The following is a 19,134-nucleotide window of genomic DNA, read 5'->3' as shown; positions in this document are numbered from 1 at the left end:
CAAGAAGCCGAAAGGTTGGCAACCCGGCTCCGGGAACGGATAATGTTCAGTTTTTCCACCTGCGCATCGAAGCGCCCTACCGCGCTTGCGGTCGAAAAGAGACCCCCATGAAAGACACCATTCGCCAGCTGATCCAGCAAGCCCTCACCCAACTCGTCGCCGACGGTGTGCTGCCTGAAGGGCTGACGCCGGCGATCCAGGTGGAAAACGCCCGGGACAAGACCCACGGCGATTTCGCCAGCAACATCGCCATGATGCTGGCCAAACCCGCCGGCATGAAGCCGCGCGACTTGGCCGACAAGATCATCGCCGCCCTGCCGACCAGCGACGACATCAGCAAGGTCGAGATCGCCGGCCCGGGCTTCCTCAACTTCTTCCAGAACATCGACGGCCTGGCCAGCCGCCTGGACGCAGCCCTGGCCGATGACCACCTGGGCGTGCGCAAGGCCGGCCCCGCCGAGAAGGTGGTGATCGACATGTCGGCACCCAACCTGGCCAAGGAGATGCACGTCGGCCACCTGCGTTCGACCATCATCGGCGACAGCGTCGCCCGCGTCCTGGAGTTCCTCGGCGACCAGGTGATCCGCCAGAACCACGTGGGCGACTGGGGCACCCAGTTCGGCATGCTGCTGGCCTACCTGGAAGAGAATCCGATCACCAGCGACGAGCTGTCGGACCTGGAGAACTTCTATCGCGCCGCGAAGAAGCGCTTCGACGAGTCCGAGGCGTTCGCTACCCGCGCCCGTGGCCTGGTGGTCAAGCTGCAGGCCGGCGACCCGGACTGCATGGCGCTGTGGACACGCTTCAAGGACATTTCCCTGTCCCACTGCCAGAAGACCTACGACCTGCTCAACGTCAAGCTGAGCATGGCCGACGTGATGGGCGAGAGCGCCTACAACGATGACCTGGCCAACGTGGTCGCCGACCTCAGGGCCAAAGGCCTGCTGGTCGAGAACCAGGGCGCCCAGTGCGTGTTCCTCGACGAATTCAAGAACACCGAGGGCGAGCCGCTGCCGGTGATCGTGCAGAAGGCCGACGGCGGCTACCTCTACGCCACCACCGACCTGGCCGCGGTGCGCTACCGCAGCAACGTGCTCAAGGCCGACCGAGCCTTGTACTTCGTCGACCAGCGCCAGGCCCTGCACTTCAACCAGGTGTTCGAGGTGGCGCGCCGCGCCGGCTTCGTTGGCCACCCGATGCAGATGGAACACATGGGCTTCGGCACCATGAATGGCGCCGATGGCCGGCCGTTCAAGACCCGCGACGGCGGCACCGTGAAGCTGATCGACCTGCTCACCGAAGCCAAGGAGCGCGCCTACGCGCTGGTCAAGGAGAAGAACCCGAGCCTGTCCGAGGACGAGCTGCGCCGTATCGGCGAAGTGGTCGGCATCGGCGCGGTGAAGTACGCCGACCTGTCCAAGCACCGGACCAGCGACTACAGCTTCAACTTCGAGCTGATGCTCAACTTCGACGGCAACACCGCGCCCTACCTGCTGTATGCCTACACCCGCGTGGCCAGCGTGTTCCGCAAGCTGGGCAAGGGCTTCGACGAGGTCGACGGCAAGATCGTGCTGCAGGCGGCCCATGAGCAGGACCTGGCCGCGCGCCTGGCGCAGTTCGGCGAAGTGCTCAACAGCGTGGCCGACAAGGGCACGCCGCACGTGCTGTGCAGCTACCTGTACGACATCGCCGGCCTGTTCTCCAGCTTCTACGAGAACTGCCCGATCCTCACGGCGGAAACCGCCGAGCAACAGCAGAGCCGCCTGCGCCTGGCGGCCCTGACCGGTCGCACCCTCAAGCAGGGCCTGGAACTGCTCGGCCTGGAAACCCTGGAGCGCATGTAAGTTGGCTGCCAAGAAGAAACCCGCCCCCAAGCGTGGCGCCAGCCGCTACCAGCCCCCGGCCAAGCAGCCGATCCCTGGCTGGATATGGCTGGCGGTCGGCCTGACTGTCGGCGCCTTCATCGTTTTTCTGATGAAGCTCGAACCGGGTAGCGAAGACATCAAGCGCACCAAGCCCGAACAGCAGAAGCCAGCCAAGGTCGCCGAAAGCGCCAAGGCCACCGCGCCGGCACCGCAGCAGCCGGTCAAGCCGAAATACGACTTCTACACGCTGCTGCCGGAGTCCGAGGTCATCGTGCCACCCGAGGCCGTGCCGGAGAAAACGCCGCCAGTACCGGCCCAGCCGGTCAAGCCGGTGACGCCTGAGGAAGCGGCGAAGATCGACACGGCCAGGGCCCAGGCTGCGCTGATGGGGCAGACGCCACCGCCGGCGCCACCGGTCATCAAGCCGGCGGCGACCACCCAGTTCTTCCTCCAGGCCGGCTCGTTCCGCAAGCAGGCCGACGCCGACAAGGTCCGTGCGCAGATCATCCTGCTCGGCCAGTCGGTCAAGGTGGAGTCGGGGACGGTGAAAGAGGAAACCTGGTACCGCGTGCTGGTCGGCCCGTTCAGCAACCGCGAACAGCTGACCGTGGCGCAGAAGCAGCTGGCAGGTGCGGGTTTCAGCAACCTGCTCTTGCAGCGCAGGCAGACCCGCCAGCAATGAAGACCAAGGCCTTGTCGCTCTCAGCTACAAGGCCTTTTTTAACTGCAAGCGGCAAGCAAAAGCAGGCGGCGCTCATATGAGCCGAGCACGGCCATGGCAACCTGCGGCTTTCCTAGCGGCGTTCGGCGTTGACTTGGGAGATCTGGCTGTTGAGGGTCCAGAAGTCGTACAGCACGCCCAGCAGGAACAGACCGCCTGTGAACAGGTAGATCAGGGCACTGATCCATTTGCCCTGGTACAGGCGATGCGCACCGAATATGCCAAGGAAGGTCAGGAGGATCCAGGCCAGGTTGTAGTCCACCCGCCCGGACTGGAAGCGCATGTCGGCCTCACGGTCCATCGACGGGATCAGGAACAGGTCGATCAGCCAACCGATGCCGAGCAGGCCCAAGGTGAAGAACCAGATCGTCCCGGTGATCGGCTTGCCGTAGTAGAAGCGGTGCGAGCCGGTGAAGCCGAAGATCCATAGCAGATAGCCGAGGACCTTGCTGTGGGTGTCGTGGAACGGCACGCCCTGTTGATAACTGTTCATTCATAGCTCCCAGGGGTTAGCGGAAAATTTTCTAAGGAAAAATGTGACTTTTTCGCGAGAAGCCGACGTATGGCAGCGGCGCATCGACCAACGGATCAGAATTTGATCAAAAAGCTGTTATAAAGTTGCGCGCCAACACATACCTAGATAATACAAAAGAGCTTCAACTATGCCGCCTTTCTTCAAGACATGGCTGACCCTCTGCCTTTTATTGCCATTGGCCGCCCACGCCACCAACCGTGAGCAACGCCTTCCCAACGGGTTCACCGGCTATACCACCAATGCCAGCAGCACGGTGAAACGCGCGCCGGTCAAGCACAGCACCCTGCGTGCCCGCCCGAGCAATGCCGCCAAGGCCCCCGGCAACCTGCCGATCGCCGCGATGTCGGCCAAGCAGAGCAGCGACGTGCTCAGCCGCGCCGTGAATGTCCTCGGTACGCCCTATCGCTGGGGCGGCAGCAGCCCGAGCAAGGGCTTCGATTGCAGCGGGCTGGTCAAGTATGCCTTCAACGACGTGGCCGACGTCGACCTGCCGCGCACTTCCAATGCCATGGCCCACGGGCATGGTATCAAGGTAGCCCGCAGTGACCTCAAGCCGGGTGACCTGATCTTCTTCAACATCAAGAGCCGCCGGGTCAATCACGTCGCCATCTACCTGGGCAACGACCGCTTCATCCATGCGCCCCGGCGCGGCAAGCGGGTAAGCATCGACAACCTGAACAAGCCGTACTGGCAGAAGCACTACGTGGTCGCCAAGCGGGTGCTGCCGAAGGAACAGGAAAGCCAGGTATTGAGCCTGGCCAAGCGCTGATCCGCCCCCGGCATCGGCGTCCTTTGGGGCCGCTTCGCGCCCCAAAGAGTCGAGCCAAAATGATGTGACTTGCAGGCTGCACGGGCTTGTCGCGGCATAGGCACTAGAGCGCTCCAACCAAGCCCTGGTCCCTCAACCCCTGCATCGCCGCCTCCATCGTCCGCATCCCCGCCGCCGCCCCGGCCTGCATCATCGAATACAGCTGCGTCACCCGCCCCTCGCGCACCAGGTTGCGCACCGCCGGCGTGGCCACCAGCACCTCCCGCGCCGCCACCCGGCCACCGCCAATACGCTTGACCAGCACCTGCGCCACCACCATGCGCAGCGACTCCGCCAGCATCGCCCTCACCAGCGGCTTCTCCTCGGCAGCGAACACCTCCACCAGCCGATCGATGCTGTTCACCGCCGAGCGGGTATGCACCGTCGCCAACACCAGGTGCCCGGTTTCCGCCGCGCGCAGGGCCAGGCGGATAGTCTCCAGGTCACGCAGCTCACCGATCACGACCACGTCCGGGTCCTGGCGCAGGGCGCTGCGCAGGCCGTGGGCGAAGCTGCGGCAATGTCGGCCGATCTCCCGCTGGTTGACCAGGCTGCGCTGCCCGCTGTGGATGACTTCGATGGGGTCTTCCAGGGTGATGATATGCAGCGCCCGCTGGCGATTGAGCTGGTCGACCAGGGCCGCCACGGTGCATGACTTACCACTGCCGGTCGGCCCACCGATCAGCACCAGCCCGTCATGCAACTGCGCAACAGATTGAAATACTTCATTCAGCCCCAGCGCATCGACGCTCGGGATGCCGGCCGGCAGCAAGCGGACGCTCGCCCCCGGCCCATTGCCCTGCCGGAACAGGTTCAGGCGAAAGCGCCCCAGCTCCGGCAGCGTGAGCGCCAGGTCCAGTTCGTCGCCAGCCGCCCACTCGCGCCGCTGCGACTCTTCGAGCAAGGGCGCCATGCCCTCGGTGAGGGCTTGCGGCGCCAGGCGTGGCAGCTCCAGGCGTTGTAATTCACCATCCAGGCGCAGCATCGGTACTTCGCCCGCGGCCAGGTGCAGGTCGGAAGCCCCCGCAGCCACGGCCCGGGCCAACAGGTCGGTCACGTCCATGAGACTCCCCAAAGGCCATCAAGCAGGTAGAATGCCGCAGACCACTGAGCCGTCGGCACCGATCCATGTCCACCATAGCAGACAACCTTTCCGCCCTCGCCGCCCGCATCGCCAGCGCGGCCAAGGCCGCCGGACGCGACCCGGCCAGCATCCAGCTGCTGGCGGTGAGCAAGACCAAGCCGGCCAGCGCCATCCGCCAAGCCCATGCCGCCGGCGTGGTCGACGTGGGCGAGAACTATCTCCAGGAAGCCCTGGCCAAACAGGAAGCCTTGCGCGACCTGCCCTTGACCTGGCACTTCATCGGCCCCATCCAGTCGAACAAGACCCGTGCAATCGCCGAGCATTTCGACTGGGTACATTCCGTGGACCGCCTGAAGATCGCCCAACGCCTGTCCGAACAGCGCCCCGCCGGCTTGGCGCCACTGAACATCTGCCTGCAGGTGAACGTCAGCGGCGAAGACAGCAAGTCCGGCTGCGCCCCGGACGAGTTGCCTGCCCTGGCCAAGGCCGTCGCCACCCTGCCCGGCCTGCGCCTGCGCGGGCTGATGGCGATCCCCGAGCCTACCGAGGAACGCGCCGCGCAAGAGGCCGCCTTCGCCACCCTGCGCCACTTGCAAGACAGCCTCGGGCTGGAGCTCGACACCCTGTCCATGGGCATGAGCCACGACCTGGAAGCCGCGATCGCCCAGGGAGCGACCTGGGTCCGTATCGGTACCGCCCTGTTCGGTGCCCGCGACTACGGGCACGCCTGAATCCATGCTTTACTCACTCTTTCCCTCAAGGACCTGACATGAGCAAGACACGTATTGCCTTTATCGGCGCCGGCAACATGGCCGCCAGCCTGATCGGCGGTCTGCGTGCCCAGGGCCTGGACGCCGCGCAGATCCGCGCCAGCGACCCAGGCGCCGAGACCCGCGCACGGCTCCAGGCCGAACACGGCATCGCAACCTTCGAAGACAACGCCCAGGCCATCGCCGGCGCCGACGTGATCGTCCTGGCGGTCAAGCCGCAGGTCATGAAAGCCGTGTGCCAGGCCCTGCAGCCGCACCTCGAGGCGGGCCAGCTGATCGTTTCCATCGCCGCCGGTATCACCTGCGCCAGCCTGCAAGCCTGGCTCGGCGCCCGCCCGGTGGTGCGTTGCATGCCCAATACGCCGGCGCTGCTGCGCCAGGGCGTCAGCGGCCTGTACGCCACCGGCGAGGTATCGGCCGAGCAGCGCCAGCAGGCCGAGCAACTGCTGCGCGCCGTGGGCACCGCCCTGTGGCTGGAACAGGAGCAGCAACTGGACGCCGTCACCGCCGTATCCGGCAGTGGCCCGGCCTACTTCTTCCTGCTGATCGAGGCCATGACCGCCGCCGGCGAAAAACTCGGCCTGCCGCGCGAAACCGCGTCCCAACTGACCCTGCAGACCGCCCTGGGTGCCGCGCGCATGGCCGTGTCCAGCGACGTGGACGCCGCCGAGCTGCGGCGCCGGGTAACCTCGCCGGCCGGCACCACCGAGGCGGCGATCACGTCGTTCCAGGGCAACGGTTTCGAGGCCATCGTCGAGCAGGCGCTGGAGGCCGCGGCGAAGCGTTCCGCCGAGCTGGCCGAACAATTGGGCAAATAAGGAGCTGTCGATGAATGCACTGTCCGGCGCCGCGATCTTCGTGGTGCAAACCCTGGTCAGCCTGTACCTGGTGATCGTCCTGCTGCGCTTCGTGCTGCAGATGGTCAAGGCCGACTTCTACAACCCCCTGAGCCAGTTCGCGGTACGCGCCACCCAGCCGCTGCTCAAGCCGATCCGTCGCATCATTCCCAGCATCGGCGGCCTGGACACCTCGTCCCTGCTGCTGTCGGTGGTGATCCAGGCGCTGCTGATGGCGTTCGTGCTGATGGTCAGCTACGGCACCTTCGGCGACGTGCTGCACCTGCTGATGTGGGCCATCATCGGCGTCACCTCGCTGTTCCTGAAGATCTTCTGGGTCGCGATGATCGTCATGGTGATCGTCTCCTGGGTCGCACCCAACAGCCACAATCCGGCGGCGCAACTGGCCTACCAGATCAGCGAACCGGTACTGGCGCCGTTCCGCCGGCTCATCCCCAGCCTGGGCGGCATGGACATCTCGCCGATCTTCGCCTTCATTGCCATCCAGGTGATCCAGTCGTTCGTCATGCCCCCTCTGGCAGCCTACGCCGGCATGCCCCAGGAGCTGTGGCGGATGATCTGATTCGACCGACGCCCCCGGTGGCAAGCCTTCGCTTGCCGCTGGGGGTGGCCCTCTTTAGACTTACGCCTCCGTCAAGCGTGAGCAGGGTCGATGTCCACTGTCCTTCCCGAAGATTCCGTCGGTCTGGTAACACCGCAGATTGCCCGGTTCGATGAACCGCTGGCCCTGGCCTGTGGCCGCTCCCTGGCCACCTACGAACTGATCTACGAAACCTATGGCACCCTCAACAGCACCGCCAGCAACGCCGTGCTGATCTGCCATGCGCTGTCCGGCCATCACCATGCCGCCGGCTACCATGCGCCTACCGACCGCAAGCCGGGCTGGTGGGACAGCTGCATTGGCCCGGGCAAGCCGATCGACACCAACCGCTTCTTCGTGGTCAGCCTGAACAACCTCGGCGGCTGCAACGGCAGCACTGGCCCCAGCAGCATCAACCCGGCCACCGGCAAACCCTACGGCGCCGACTTCCCGGTACTGACCGTGGAAGACTGGGTACACAGCCAGGCGCGCCTGGCCGATCGCCTGGGCATCGGGCAATGGGCAGCGGTGGTCGGTGGCAGCCTGGGCGGCATGCAGGCGCTGCAGTGGACCATCAGCTACCCGGACCGCGTTCGCCATTGCGTGGACATCGCCTCGGCGCCCAAGCTCTCGGCGCAGAACATCGCCTTCAACGAAGTGGCACGCCAGGCCATCCTCACCGACCCGGAGTTCCATGGCGGCTCGTTCCAGGACCAGGGCGTGATCCCCAAGCGCGGCCTGATGCTGGCACGCATGGTCGGGCATATCACCTACCTGTCCGACGACTCCATGGGTGAGAAATTCGGCCGCGAGCTCAAGAGCGACAAGCTCAACTACGACTTTCACAGCGTCGAGTTCCAGGTCGAGAGCTACCTGCGCTACCAGGGCGAGGAGTTCTCCGGCCGCTTCGACGCCAACACCTACCTGCTGATGACCAAGGCCCTGGACTACTACGACCCGGCCGCAGCCCATGGCGGCGACCTGGCCGCCACCCTGGCCCACGTCACGGCGGACTACTGCATCATGTCGTTCACCACCGACTGGCGCTTCTCCCCGGCCCGCTCGCGGGAGATCGTCGACGCCCTGATGGCGGCGCGCAAGAACGTCTGCTACCTGGAGATCGATGCACCTTACGGGCACGATGCCTTCCTGATCCCCACACCTCGCTACATGCAGGGTTTCTCGAACTACATGAACCGCATCGCCATCTGAGGACAGCATGAGAGCCGACCTGGAAATCATCCACGACTGGATCCCCGCCGGCAGCCGGGTACTGGACCTTGGCTGCGGCAATGGCGAGCTGCTGGCCTCGTTGCGCGAGCGCAAGCACGTCACCGGCTATGGCCTGGAGATCGACCCCGACAACATCGCCGCCTGCGTGGCCAAGGGCGTCAACGTGATCGAGCAGGACCTGGACAAGGGCCTGGGCAACTTCGCCAGCAACAGCTTCGACGTGGTGGTCATGACCCAGGCCCTGCAAGCCGTGGAGTACCCCGACCGCATTCTCGACGAGATGCTGCGGGTGGGCCGCGAGTGCATCATCACCTTCCCCAACTTCGGCCACTGGCGCTGCCGCTGGTACCTGGCGACCAAAGGCCGCATGCCGGTCTCGGACTTCATGCCGTATACCTGGTACAACACCCCGAACATCCACTTCTGCACCTTCGCCGACTTCGAGCAGTTGTGCCACGAGCGCCAGGCCAAGGTCCTCGACCGGCTGGCGGTCGACCATCTGCACCGCAACGGGTGGGCCGGCCGGCTTTGGCCTAATCTTCTAGGGGAGATCGGCATCTATCGGGTCAGCAGCCCGGGCCTGCAGGAACATCAGGTCGCGGTCTGAGCACACGATCGCGGGGCCGGCTTCGCGCTGCCCCATCAATCTGGAGGAACCGCACCATGCGTCGTCTAGCTCTTTTCCTGATCAGCCTGTGCCTGGCGCTGCCGGTCCTGGCTGCCGATGCCGCCAAGCCCGAGCGCAAGGAAGTCTTCGGCGACGTGACGGTCCACTACAGCGCCTTCACCTCGAGCATGCTGCAACCCGAGGTGGCCGCTGCCACGGGCCTGACCCGCAGCAAGAACCAGGGCGTGCTCAACATCACCGTGCTCAAGGGCGGCAAGCCGGGCATGGCGGTGGTCAGCGGCACGGTGCGAGACCTCACGGGGCGCAGCAGCGCGCTGTCGTTCAAGCAGATCACCGACCAGGGCGCGGTGTACTACATCGCCCAGTTCAAGATCGACCAGTCGGAAACCCTGACCTTCGACGTGAATGTCGAAACCGGCGGCGTCAGTCACAAACTCAGCTTCAACCAGGAAGTGTTCCCAGGCGAATGATGAATTTCCAGCAACTCGTATTGGCCAGCCATAACGCCGGCAAACTCAAGGAACTCCAGGCCATGCTCGGTACCTCCGTGCACCTGCGCTCGATCGGCGAGTTCAGCCAGGTGGAGCCGGAGGAGACCGGCCTGTCGTTCGTCGAGAACGCCATCCTCAAGGCGCGCAACGCCTCGCGCATCTCCGGCCTGCCGGCCCTGGCCGATGATTCGGGGCTGGCGGTGGATCACCTTGGCGGCGCGCCGGGCATCTATTCGGCGCGCTATGCCGATGGCAAGGGCGACGCGGCGAACAATGCCAAGCTGCTCGAGGCCCTGAAGGACGTGCCGGCCGAACAGCGCGGGGCACAGTTCGTCTGTGTCCTGGCCCTGGTGCGCCATGCCGAGGATCCACTGCCGATCCTCTGCGAAGGCCTGTGGCATGGCCGCATCCTGTTCGAAGCCAGTGGCGAGCACGGCTTCGGCTACGACCCGTTGTTCTGGGTACCGGAGCGCAATTGCTCCAGCGCCGACCTGGCCCCCGTCGACAAGAACCAGCTCAGCCACCGCGCCCGCGCCATGGCCCTGCTGCGTCAGCGCCTGGGCCTGGCATGACCGACAAGCCGTCCATCCAGCTGCTCCACCCCGGGGCGGCTGGTTCCGGCCTGCCAGCGCCACACCTGGCACTGCCGGAACTCCCGCCATTGGCGTTGTACATCCATATCCCCTGGTGCGTGCGCAAGTGTCCCTATTGCGACTTCAACTCTCACCAGGCAGGCCCCGACCTGCCGGAAGAAGCCTACGTCGACGCCCTGCTCGCCGACCTCGACCAGGAACTGCCCGCCGTGCAGGGGCGCCCGATCCGTTCGATCTTCTTCGGGGGTGGCACGCCGAGCCTGTTCAGCGCACATGCGCTGGGTCGCCTGCTGCGCGGCGTGGAGCAGCGCACGCCGTTCGCGCCTGACATCGAGATCACCCTGGAAGCCAACCCCGGGACGTTCGAGCAGGACAAGTTCAAGGCATACCGGCAGACCGGGATCAACCGGCTGTCCATCGGCGTGCAGAGTTTCCAGCCGGCGAAACTGGAAAAGCTCGGGCGCATCCACAACGGTGACGAGGCCGTGCGTGCCGCCGGCATGGCACGCGCCGCGGGCTTCGACAACTTCAACATGGACCTGATGCACGGCCTGCCCGACCAGTCGCTGGACGACGCCCTGGGCGACTTGCGCCAGGCCATCGACCTGGGGCCGACCCACCTGTCGTGGTACCAGTTGACCCTGGAGCCCAACACGGTGTTCTGGAGCCAGCCACCGGAGCTGCCCGAAGACGACATCCTCTGGGATATCCAGGAGGCGGGCCAGGCCCTGATGGCCGCCCAGGGCTACCAGCAGTACGAAGTATCGGCCTATGCCCAGCCGGGCCGCGCCGCACAGCACAACCTCAACTACTGGCGCTTCGGCGACTTCATCGGCATCGGCGCGGGGGCCCATGGCAAGCTGTCGTTCCCGGATGGGCGCATCCTGCGCACCTGGAAGACTCGCCTGCCCAAGGACTACCTGAACCCGGCCAAGCCATTCAAGGCCGGCGAGAAGCTGCTGCCAGCCGACGAGCTGCCCTTCGAGTTCCTGATGAACGCCCTGCGCCTGACCCAAGGCGTGGAAGCCGAGCTTTTCACCCTGCGCACCGGCCTGCCGCTGGAGCAACTCGCCGAGGCGCGCCGCGAGGCCGAACGAAAGGGCCTTTTGCAGGTCGAACCGGATCGACTGGCGGCAACGCCGCGAGGCCAGCTGTTCCTCAATGACCTGTTGCAGTATTTCTTGACCTGAGGATGACCCATGGACCTGGTACTTGACCTGCTCGCGACCGTTTCTCGCTGGAGCCGCAGCAACCTCTCGGAGATCTCCCTGGCCCTGGTAGGCTGCCTGCTGGTGCTGTTCGGCACCGATATCAAGGGCTGGGTGGAACAGCGCCTGGGCGGCCTGGCTGGCGCCTTGCGCGTGCCATTCATGGCCCTGCTGGTGATGATCGGCAGCGGTGCGGCGCTGATCTATGCAACGCCTTGGGTGGTGAAGGGGCTGAGCCAGTTCAACAACTATGCCCTGGCGCCGGTGCTGCTGGTGGTGCTGGTGTTGATCGGCGTGGTGGCCGATCGGCGGGGGTGATCCTAAAAGCCGCCCTGGAATACCAGGGCGGCCTCTCCACGCCGACTATCCCCTAGAGGGAATCGTCGAAGTGATCACGCATGAAATCCCGCGCGGTCTTGAGCACAGTCAGGACCCGAATGAGCTTCCACACGCGGCTCAGCGCATCAAGCAAACGCTTCATATGCCTTGGCCTCCGTGTTGGCTGGGCCAATCTTCCAGCATCTAGCCGGTACGTCGATGCTTTCGGAATCCATGTGATTGATTTCCAGTGAAGTGGCCAGCTTCGAAGAAAATCACCGGCACGGTTCTCAGGCCGTGTCGAAGGGGCTAGACAGCAAAATCCTTCGCCTACCCAGCCCTTTCATTGGATCCACTCACATGAGAGCAGGGGCGATAATACGCGGAACTGCTTTGCCTGAAGGCAATTAACTACTGCTGGATATGTCAACTCGATTGACGCCCCACTCGATGCTTTCTATCATCGACGCTGTGATTGATTTCCAGTGAAGCATCCGCATTGACGGCCTCTCAATCCGTCATTGCAAAAAAACCGCCCTTCGTAGACTTCTACCATAATGGTACATAGTATCTAGAAGTCCTGCGAAAGCCCACTGACTATGGGCTTTAGGCGTTAAGGCATTACTATGTAGAAATACATAATAATGCATCGCAATTCCTGAGCGTCGGCTGCAATGCCGGCGCTTTCTTTCGTTGGGAGAACCTTGCGGTACGGCACCGTTACCTCAATTTCTGACCTCTCAATATTTCTTGCATCAGTCCAGAATTTCTCTTAGCCAAGAAATCTAGCTACATGACGGTTTAGAATTGGAAGCATTAATATAACTTTTTGATATTGACCTATTAAGTTGTTTCATTATTTTTTGCCTTTTATTCCAGTTCTTGCGGATCTCCAAATTTTCGGTTACCGGACTGTAAAAACCCTGTAAAAAAGTTTGCAGCTCATATACTTGAGAGACTAACTGCCCGGCCGGTCTGCATTCAGAGCCCGTAATAGTGTCAAAGGTAATTTTCGCATTTTGATCGTCCAGTCTAGAGGCATGATCTTTAAATTGGCGATAAATTTTGCCAACACCGGCCTGCATGCCTGTAATTGTACTAGCGAGTAGGTATGGGTCGCGAGTTGGATCCCCGCCTAGAATAGTAGAACTTTGGTCTATCTCGCCTGCGGGACTTTGCATTATTGGCTGAAGAAGGAATACCGAAGGCTTGTGAAGTTTAAAGCTGAATATAGGTGATTTTATTTTTCTTGTGGCTTTAAATTCATCCATCTGCAGATAGCCTGAGTTCTCACCATCTAGATTTAATTTCATGTTGGTGGGATATGGAAAGCCACAGCGCCCTGAAAAAATATAATCACTTGAGCAGTTTATCAAAAAAATGCTGTTGATTCTCAAACCGAATGCCGACGGAGCTCCGTGAAATGAAAGCGTTTCCACACCATGTGCATTTAGTCCTAAACTTTTCTCTTGAATTGGGTAGATCGCGACAAAACGATCTTTTTTTCGTAATCGTGAATTAATATAAAACGAGGGATTAATGCCAGTCGGGTTACCCATCAAGAGATGATAATTTAACCACAAGCCTACCCTAACTTTATCTAGCCAATCCAATAATGTGCAATAATTGGCGGCTGACAAAGCTTGTCGCCCAAGTAGAGCCTCTACTATTGGGCGCACCTCACTTTCTAGAGACGCATACTCTGTGTTGCATTCCTCACAGGCTGGAGTGACTAACGACTTCCAGCGGAAAGAAACTTCTGCTCCTCTTTTATAGTTGTACCCCATGCTAACAACCCTATTAGGATCGCCAGTCAATTTTAGCAACCATTGAGGTAATACGTGCTCTTTGTTTTTTGACTCTGGCGGCCGCCCACAAAATACACAAAACTTCACATCCGCCATTATTGCTCCTTCAAAAATCCAAGATACTTAAAATATATGCGACAAATAGATGGCGATTAGTCTGCGACAATGACGATGTTTTCGGGGCGCCCAAGTTGAACCATTAGCATCGTTTCTACGAATTGAAAACTCTGCCGAAATAACTCATTAATTGCCGCCCCCTCCATCTTCAGCTCCTCACCAATCAAAAGCTTAAATTTATCGAACCAATCTTCATCTTCAATTGCATTCACGAGCATATTGGTTTTTATATGTATGGCGGCATATTGATTTTGGTTTAAAAGCTTTTTGCCGTCGCGCAAATATGTCAAGACGTCTCTTGTATATGACATTTTAAAAAGACCTGATATTACCTCGCGCCAGGTGTAGGGTCGTGATTTGAGCGCTATAGGTAAATATACTGCTACTCGGGTTAATAGCCGCATCACAAATGTCGCAGCGTGATCTGAGTTAATAGGCGCAAATGTACCTAGCACACTGCAGGCTCCAGACTCCAAAAATCCGTTTGCTACGGACGCATGCGAACCTTCAACCGGATGCGTGCTACAAGCAGCTAAAATGACTATTGGTGGGACCCTAGTGGATTGATATAAGTGCCAGACATCTATATTCTCACCCCCAATATGCAGCCAAGCTGAGTCCTTTTCACCCCCATGCCCCCCATGGCAGTCAAAGATAACCATAATCCCTTTGAAGGACTTCAATGCCTCTATTATTTCATCCTTTGATGCTACATCTACCAGTTGTACTCTGAGACCTTTCAGACGCCCTTCGTCATGCCCCCACTGCACGACTTTTGATAGATGATCTCTGATTTCGTCACCTTCATCAAAAGACCGAATTATGAGAATGTCGCACAGTGCGCTATAGGGATAGGCATGTTTGGGAAGAGATAACGACACATTGGTTGTAACATTTCCGGGCGTGGACGGAATCCGAGACAGCTCATGCCTGAACATCGCAGGTAATAGATCAATGGAAACCCATTCGATAGGGAAGTCGCAAATCGCTAAGATTTTCTCTCGATTATTAAATATACCGAAAAGTAGCGCCTCACCAATATCTGCCTTAAGTAGCTCGCTGTACTCGAAGAATTTCCCACTTAGCTTTTCATGCCACTGCCTCACGTTTGAGTTAACAGTTTGCCCTATGTCTTTCAATTTGTCGTGGTGCAGCATGACTGAGTTTGGGAGTCTTAATGCTGGCACAAACTGGTTAGATGCCAATATTGAGATGGTGATAGTAAATATCTTAAGTTCGACCTGACGATCCCTTAGTAACGGGCCAAGTATTTTGTCGTCGTATGGGTTGAATACATCTTCTTTAGAAATGGCCAATGACGAATTGCCGTATCCTTTGCCGCGGATCAAGGTTGCCTTAAGAAAGTTTCGCTTGGGGTTGTTTAATTGTCTATTCAAATCACGCCACTGCTTTCCCTCTGCGCGATAAAGATATGTATAGACAGATGGACAATAGACGATGGCATCATTTTTTCGAAATGGAGATTTCACAACGTCATCTGGGCGAAGGGAGTCTATTTCGCCCATTAAATGTAACATTCCCGAGATGTGCTCTGCAGTGTTGCCTGAAGGCTTTATTCCCGTAACTTTTATTTGCGCTCCATAATTAATAAGCGCCTCAATTAGGGGTTCGGTACAGTTGTGACCTTTGGCATTTAAGTGCGGACCAGCTTTCGCCCGCTTACTAAATCCCGTTGAAACCAGAAAAGTTCTGAATTCGTTGAGTTTTGAGTCGACAGATGCTGCGCGAGCAAAAAGATCATCAACTAATTTTTTAACAGCCTCCTCACTCAAGTCAACTAGCGAGGTGCTCCCCTTGCTATTGGATGTTGTAATATGTAACGGCTTTAAAGACAGCTTGGAAATAGCATCTTCAACATCATCGACCGTTTCGTCAGTGCTCCATAAAACGGTTAAGGGGTTATAGCCAATGTCTAAATGCTGTTTTAGCAGGTCTGCCCGTAGGAAATCTACCTGCAAGCACGCGCCAATAGATCTTGCTTTGACAAAGCTTTCGCCCGAGAGGTATATATCAGAAGCGTCATGCGGAAAAAAAACTAAGCAGCTTAAAATCTTTATGAAATCAGGATGCCAAAAATCTGAATACCCTTGAAAAAATGTGGTTCTTCTAACTTCGGCGTTGCTTGGAACAATAACTAAGTGACTGATCGCGCTGGTGCTCATAACGCTTCCTTGGTTATACGTTCTAGTGAGTCAGGCATCGATGGGTAGTGCCAAGCACTGCTGGTTATCGAATGCTGATGGAGAGTCCAGTCCGTGCAGCTATTTGTACGTTGAGTCGCTTAGTACCTTACGAATCGCCCGGGTAAAGCCTACTTCAAAAATTATCCGGCCGCGCTCGTTGACGATTTCGCCATGGCTACCCTCCCTCAGTCCACGCTCTTCCAGGTAATTCGGCGATATCGCTTTTCTGAACGCTTCGCGCTCAGATTGGGTTAGTCGTGCGGGGATCGCGAGCACTGGTACAGGTTGCACTTCAGGTGTTGCAATGATGGTCGTAGCCAGTGGACGCCGGTCCACAGTCACCTGGCTGTTTGCTTTCAGAACGTTAAGTTGCGCCCTCAGCTTGTCACGCTCAGCGATTGTGGCCTGCATGATGGAGCGAATAGCTGGATCCTCAATGCGCATGAGGTATTCATGGCTCGCTAGTGTTTTAGGCGGCTTGGGCGCAGGCGGCCCTGAATAGGCTGACCAAGCCTCAATTAGTGTTCGATAGTCGGCGGACTGGGCGTTGTAGAGCACACGGCCCTTCATGATACCTTCGGCTTCGGCCAGGCGCCCAATGGCGGGCAGCGAGAAGTCTCGCGAGCCGGTTTCATGCTGCCGACGGCAAACCTCGTGCAGATTTGCGAGGCCGGCACGCCGGTTCGAGCGCCCACCCTTTGCGAGAAGCGAATCGAGAACCGCGTTGGGATGGATGTCTGTTTTCCCATTCATGCTTCATCTCCTGGGAGAGCTGAGTGCTCAGAGAAAGACGGCCGGAGGTGATTTGGCCTGGGCAGCAGGGAGGCGAGGTCCATATCGAAGTGTTGGCTGAGGGTCATGCCTGCATCCATCATGCGAATCACCTTGCGATGGCCGAGCGCAGGATTCGCAGGGTTAATCTGTTGAGCTAGATGTCGTATGAAGGAATTGCCGGCGAGCAGTTGCTCCTGTTCACTCAACAGCATAAACACGGGTTGCAAGTCGTCTCGATAAAGAACCGCGTCTAGCAACTGGCTGCGACGGAATACCGCCTTGCCCGGTTCGAGATCGGGGTAGACCTCGACGTTTTCGCACACACCGGCAAGCTGAAGCATTTCCGACTCCGTTTCCTCAAAGGCAATGTGCACGTCACCCATCGTGCCAGCAGCCACCAGCTGCCTGCCATCGCACTGTGAAGATTCGAGCGCCGCCTTGCAGCGTGCGATGAGGCGCCAGCAAGCTACCAGGTCTTCGGCGAGGTCACTGAAGCGCTTCATAGCGCTTTCCCACACACGCTCGGCTTGCCGGTAGGCGACCATTTGTGAAAATGGCCGGCTCGCATCCTCCGCATCGGCCTTCTGCTTCTTCAGGTTCTGAAGTTCGTTCTCGCGCATGAGACAGAGATTGCGTGATTCATCGAAGTGATAGGCGAGTGTATTGAAGTGGGCGACAAGCGCCGGTAGGTGGTGCGGCTCAGTAACGAACCAGCGGCAGCGAACGCAGTTGCGGATACCGCCCGGAACAGGCCCGAACTTAGGAGCTGAATCCGATGCTAGGTTCGGGCCCCCATTGTGACAGCCACCCACCGAACCGTTATCCTCAATCTCGCTAGTGTTGCCACCGACTAGACATAGGCCGTGGTGCATCGGCATCCATCCCGCCGGATTGCGCGCGGCCGGATGCTGTGGGATCGCGGCGGCGAGACTAGATACGCTATTACAGATAGCCTCTTTCAGTAGTTGGCTATGGTCAGTGTCAAGCAGAAAATTCTGAATGCTCGCTTCCTTGTTCGCTTCCAGCCGCTCCGCCGCACCGAGCAGCAAGTCGCGGATGTGAGATGCACCGGGCTTCGTATAATAAATGGTCATCAGCAGGCGGCTATGGCCGACCAGCTTTTGCAACACAGGGAATGGCACCTGCCCTTCGAGCGCCAGAGCAGTGATAAGGGAAACGCGTAAGCTATGCAGAGGGAAGAGAGTCGTTACTAGATTGTTCCGTTCATCAGCCGGCGGAAGGAAACGAATCGGCATACCATTACGATGGGTTTCGCCTCGCTCAGCCATCCGGAATTCCATAGTTTCCAATAGGCGGTACCAGCAACCGTCCATTATCTTATTCCGGATAGGCAGGTGTCGCTCGCTACTGCTGGCCTCCGGCATCCTGAAGAGGAAGCAGGTGTCCGGGTACCCCGCTAGCTGCACGTCGCTCTTCGCATTGATATGGCGGCCGTCCAATTCTATCCAAGCTGTTCGCCGCGAGATGGGGTTGTATTTCTCCTGCCAGTTGCGCAACCTCTCCAGCCAGTAGAAGGCATCCTGATGCACCGGTCCACCGATGGGCCATGGCATCACATAACCCTTTTCGAGACCGGACTTGACGATGTCGGCCGTCTTGTTGGTGTTGACGTAGAACAAGACCGAGCCCGCTTCGCCTTCGACTAATGAATCACAGCGGCGGAACACCCCCTGTTTTAACGGATGGCGTTCGCTACCCTGCGCGATCCGGCTCTCATTCAACCTCCAGTTTCCCGCCACGTACCGCCATGTATCTGCTTCGCCCGAGTCGAGCATGCGGAGTTGAAAGGTGCGCAACGGCAGAATGAGCTTTAACAGGAGGGCGACCCATCGGACCGGGCTCCACATCTCCAGTACCTGCCCACCGCGATAGCGCTGATCAAACCTACGGAGTCGCCACACACAGTCTGGGTCGTTCTGGTCAATCTGGTCTTCTGTAACCTCGAACCAGCCCGAGCTACTGCGCTCACGTTGACCGCGATTACGCCCCATCGGACTCTGCGCCCAATGCCAGTCTCGGAAGTGCGGACCTGCCGCGAGGATCTGCCGCAGTTCATCAATGTAACCGTAGGGTAGCGGAGAATGCACACTCTCATCGAGCTTCGGAATACCGCTCATGGATAGGCGAGGCAAGGGGTTGCAGAAGGCCGGCGAGACTACCGGTCGGCCGTCGTCCCCCGCGTCGCTAAACTCGCGCAAAAGCACGAAGTGAAGGAAATCATGAATGGTATTGTTGTACCTGATGCCAATCGCTGAATCTGGGCATACCGTTCGATAGAAATCTGGCAGGACAGTGGTCCGTGCCAGGAACACTGCCGGTTCGATTGGTAGACCCTGCTCGATAAGGTAGCGCTCAAAAAAGGCCACAAATGCTTTGAGCCTAACTGCGACACCACGTGTCTCTCCTTTCATCCACTCCACCGCCAAGATTCGCCAGGCAGCGAGGCGTGGATGGTCGCGCTCGACCCAGCCGAGGGTAGTATCCGTTTCACGCCACACTCCCAACTCGTTGCGGCTTTG

At 59.4% G+C, this 19,134-nt stretch carries 18 protein-coding genes; 12 read left to right on the top strand and 6 right to left on the bottom strand.

The features are described 5' to 3' along the window. The first annotated feature begins 107 nt into the window (after positions 1 to 107). Together argS and NJF35_RS09930 are read left to right on the top strand one after the other, a co-directional pair. Positions 108 to 1,844, top strand: a complete 1,737-nt coding sequence (argS, locus tag NJF35_RS09935; RefSeq protein WP_253079860.1) for an arginine--tRNA ligase — start codon at positions 108 to 110, stop codon at positions 1,842 to 1,844. 1 nt (position 1,845) lies between these two features. Further along, positions 1,846 to 2,547, top strand: coding sequence for an SPOR domain-containing protein (locus NJF35_RS09930; protein WP_225787544.1), 702 nt, complete (start codon positions 1,846 to 1,848; stop codon positions 2,545 to 2,547). A 112-nt stretch (positions 2,548 to 2,659) separates the two neighbouring features. Here NJF35_RS09930 and NJF35_RS09925 read toward each other — a convergent pair whose 3' ends face one another. Continuing rightward, positions 2,660 to 3,079 carry an NINE protein gene (locus NJF35_RS09925; RefSeq protein ID WP_225787545.1) on the bottom strand — a complete coding sequence of 140 codons (420 nt, stop codon included), beginning with the start codon at positions 3,077 to 3,079 and terminating at the stop codon, positions 2,660 to 2,662. Positions 3,080 to 3,248: 169 nt separating this feature from the next. Between NJF35_RS09925 and NJF35_RS09920 the strand changes: the two genes are divergently transcribed. Further along, on the top strand, positions 3,249 to 3,890 hold the full coding sequence (locus tag NJF35_RS09920) for a C40 family peptidase (RefSeq protein WP_225787546.1): 642 nt from the start codon (positions 3,249 to 3,251) through the stop codon (positions 3,888 to 3,890). 103 nt (positions 3,891 to 3,993) lie between these two features. Here NJF35_RS09920 and NJF35_RS09915 read toward each other — a convergent pair whose 3' ends face one another. Further along, positions 3,994 to 4,992: a type IV pilus twitching motility protein PilT gene (locus NJF35_RS09915; RefSeq protein WP_253090984.1), complete on the bottom strand. Its 999-nt coding sequence runs from the start codon at positions 4,990 to 4,992 to the stop codon at positions 3,994 to 3,996. A gap of 65 nt (positions 4,993 to 5,057) precedes the next feature. On the opposite strand from NJF35_RS09915, the gene NJF35_RS09910 reads away from it, so the two are divergent. From NJF35_RS09910 to NJF35_RS09870, 9 genes are all read left to right on the top strand, one after another. Continuing rightward, positions 5,058 to 5,744 carry a YggS family pyridoxal phosphate-dependent enzyme gene (locus NJF35_RS09910; RefSeq protein WP_225787548.1) on the top strand — a complete coding sequence of 229 codons (687 nt, stop codon included), beginning with the start codon at positions 5,058 to 5,060 and terminating at the stop codon, positions 5,742 to 5,744. Between the two features lie 38 nt (positions 5,745 to 5,782). Next, a complete protein-coding gene (gene proC / locus NJF35_RS09905; protein WP_225787549.1) occupies positions 5,783 to 6,601 on the top strand; it encodes a pyrroline-5-carboxylate reductase in 819 nt (272 codons plus the stop codon). A 10-nt stretch (positions 6,602 to 6,611) separates the two neighbouring features. Next, a complete protein-coding gene (locus NJF35_RS09900) occupies positions 6,612 to 7,202 on the top strand; it encodes a YggT family protein (protein WP_225787550.1) in 591 nt (196 codons plus the stop codon). Positions 7,203 to 7,292: 90 nt separating this feature from the next. Further along, positions 7,293 to 8,432 (top strand): homoserine O-succinyltransferase MetX, encoded by a 1,140-nt coding sequence (locus NJF35_RS09895; RefSeq protein ID WP_225787551.1) that lies wholly within the window; start codon positions 7,293 to 7,295, stop codon positions 8,430 to 8,432. Positions 8,433 to 8,439: 7 nt separating this feature from the next. After that, entirely contained in the window at positions 8,440 to 9,060 is a 621-nt protein-coding gene (metW, locus tag NJF35_RS09890) for a methionine biosynthesis protein MetW (RefSeq protein ID WP_225787552.1), read from the top strand. Between the two features lie 56 nt (positions 9,061 to 9,116). Beyond that, positions 9,117 to 9,551 carry a DUF4426 domain-containing protein gene (locus NJF35_RS09885; protein ID WP_225787553.1) on the top strand — a complete coding sequence of 145 codons (435 nt, stop codon included), beginning with the start codon at positions 9,117 to 9,119 and terminating at the stop codon, positions 9,549 to 9,551. Then, on the top strand, positions 9,548 to 10,144 hold the full coding sequence (gene rdgB, locus NJF35_RS09880; RefSeq protein ID WP_225787554.1) for an RdgB/HAM1 family non-canonical purine NTP pyrophosphatase: 597 nt from the start codon (positions 9,548 to 9,550) through the stop codon (positions 10,142 to 10,144). The genes NJF35_RS09885 and rdgB overlap by 4 nt, the downstream gene beginning before the upstream one ends. Beyond that, positions 10,141 to 11,355, top strand: a complete 1,215-nt coding sequence (hemW, locus tag NJF35_RS09875; protein WP_253090983.1) for a radical SAM family heme chaperone HemW — start codon at positions 10,141 to 10,143, stop codon at positions 11,353 to 11,355. Before rdgB ends, hemW begins: the two co-directional genes overlap by 4 nt. Before the next feature lie 9 nt (positions 11,356 to 11,364). Next, positions 11,365 to 11,691, top strand: coding sequence for a DUF3392 domain-containing protein (locus NJF35_RS09870; RefSeq protein WP_003257821.1), 327 nt, complete (start codon positions 11,365 to 11,367; stop codon positions 11,689 to 11,691). 785 nt (positions 11,692 to 12,476) lie between these two features. Here the strand turns inward: NJF35_RS09870 and NJF35_RS09865 are convergent. From NJF35_RS09865 to NJF35_RS09850, 4 genes are all read right to left on the bottom strand, one after another. Beyond that, a complete protein-coding gene (locus NJF35_RS09865) occupies positions 12,477 to 13,595 on the bottom strand; it encodes a hypothetical protein (protein WP_253090982.1) in 1,119 nt (372 codons plus the stop codon). Positions 13,596 to 13,651: 56 nt separating this feature from the next. Then, positions 13,652 to 15,799 (bottom strand): CHAT domain-containing protein, encoded by a 2,148-nt coding sequence (locus NJF35_RS09860; RefSeq protein ID WP_253090981.1) that lies wholly within the window; start codon positions 15,797 to 15,799, stop codon positions 13,652 to 13,654. Positions 15,800 to 15,898: 99 nt separating this feature from the next. Beyond that, positions 15,899 to 16,573 carry a gamma-mobile-trio protein GmtX gene (gmtX, locus tag NJF35_RS09855; RefSeq protein WP_253090980.1) on the bottom strand — a complete coding sequence of 225 codons (675 nt, stop codon included), beginning with the start codon at positions 16,571 to 16,573 and terminating at the stop codon, positions 15,899 to 15,901. Then, positions 16,570 to 19,113, bottom strand: coding sequence for a VPA1269 family protein (locus NJF35_RS09850; RefSeq protein WP_253090979.1), 2,544 nt, complete (start codon positions 19,111 to 19,113; stop codon positions 16,570 to 16,572). The genes gmtX and NJF35_RS09850 overlap by 4 nt, the downstream gene beginning before the upstream one ends. Positions 19,114 to 19,134: the final 21 nt, after the last annotated feature.

The organism is Pseudomonas guariconensis (assembly GCF_024127895.1).
Taxonomy (GTDB): domain Bacteria; phylum Pseudomonadota; class Gammaproteobacteria; order Pseudomonadales; family Pseudomonadaceae; genus Aquipseudomonas; species Aquipseudomonas guariconensis_B.
This window is presented reverse-complemented; position numbering and strand designations above follow the sequence as displayed.

What these genes read in the sequence shown, in the direction of transcription:
- rdgB (WP_225787554.1), top strand. Translation starts at nt 9,548, where the DNA reads ATGATGAATTTCCAGCAACTCGTATTGGCCAGCCATAACGCCGGCAAA.
- NJF35_RS09860 (WP_253090981.1), bottom strand. Translation starts at nt 15,799, where the DNA reads ATGAGCACCAGCGCGATCAGTCACTTAGTTATTGTTCCAAGCAACGCC.
- hemW (WP_253090983.1), top strand. Translation starts at nt 10,141, where the DNA reads ATGACCGACAAGCCGTCCATCCAGCTGCTCCACCCCGGGGCGGCTGGT.
- NJF35_RS09895 (WP_225787551.1), top strand. Translation starts at nt 7,293, where the DNA reads ATGTCCACTGTCCTTCCCGAAGATTCCGTCGGTCTGGTAACACCGCAG.
- argS (WP_253079860.1), top strand. Translation starts at nt 108, where the DNA reads ATGAAAGACACCATTCGCCAGCTGATCCAGCAAGCCCTCACCCAACTC.
- NJF35_RS09900 (WP_225787550.1), top strand. Translation starts at nt 6,612, where the DNA reads ATGAATGCACTGTCCGGCGCCGCGATCTTCGTGGTGCAAACCCTGGTC.
- NJF35_RS09885 (WP_225787553.1), top strand. Translation starts at nt 9,117, where the DNA reads ATGCGTCGTCTAGCTCTTTTCCTGATCAGCCTGTGCCTGGCGCTGCCG.
- gmtX (WP_253090980.1), bottom strand. Translation starts at nt 16,573, where the DNA reads ATGAATGGGAAAACAGACATCCATCCCAACGCGGTTCTCGATTCGCTT.
- metW (WP_225787552.1), top strand. Translation starts at nt 8,440, where the DNA reads ATGAGAGCCGACCTGGAAATCATCCACGACTGGATCCCCGCCGGCAGC.
- NJF35_RS09865 (WP_253090982.1), bottom strand. Translation starts at nt 13,595, where the DNA reads ATGGCGGATGTGAAGTTTTGTGTATTTTGTGGGCGGCCGCCAGAGTCA.
- NJF35_RS09915 (WP_253090984.1), bottom strand. Translation starts at nt 4,992, where the DNA reads ATGGACGTGACCGACCTGTTGGCCCGGGCCGTGGCTGCGGGGGCTTCC.
- proC (WP_225787549.1), top strand. Translation starts at nt 5,783, where the DNA reads ATGAGCAAGACACGTATTGCCTTTATCGGCGCCGGCAACATGGCCGCC.
- NJF35_RS09920 (WP_225787546.1), top strand. Translation starts at nt 3,249, where the DNA reads ATGCCGCCTTTCTTCAAGACATGGCTGACCCTCTGCCTTTTATTGCCA.
- NJF35_RS09870 (WP_003257821.1), top strand. Translation starts at nt 11,365, where the DNA reads ATGGACCTGGTACTTGACCTGCTCGCGACCGTTTCTCGCTGGAGCCGC.
- NJF35_RS09925 (WP_225787545.1), bottom strand. Translation starts at nt 3,079, where the DNA reads ATGAACAGTTATCAACAGGGCGTGCCGTTCCACGACACCCACAGCAAG.
- NJF35_RS09910 (WP_225787548.1), top strand. Translation starts at nt 5,058, where the DNA reads ATGTCCACCATAGCAGACAACCTTTCCGCCCTCGCCGCCCGCATCGCC.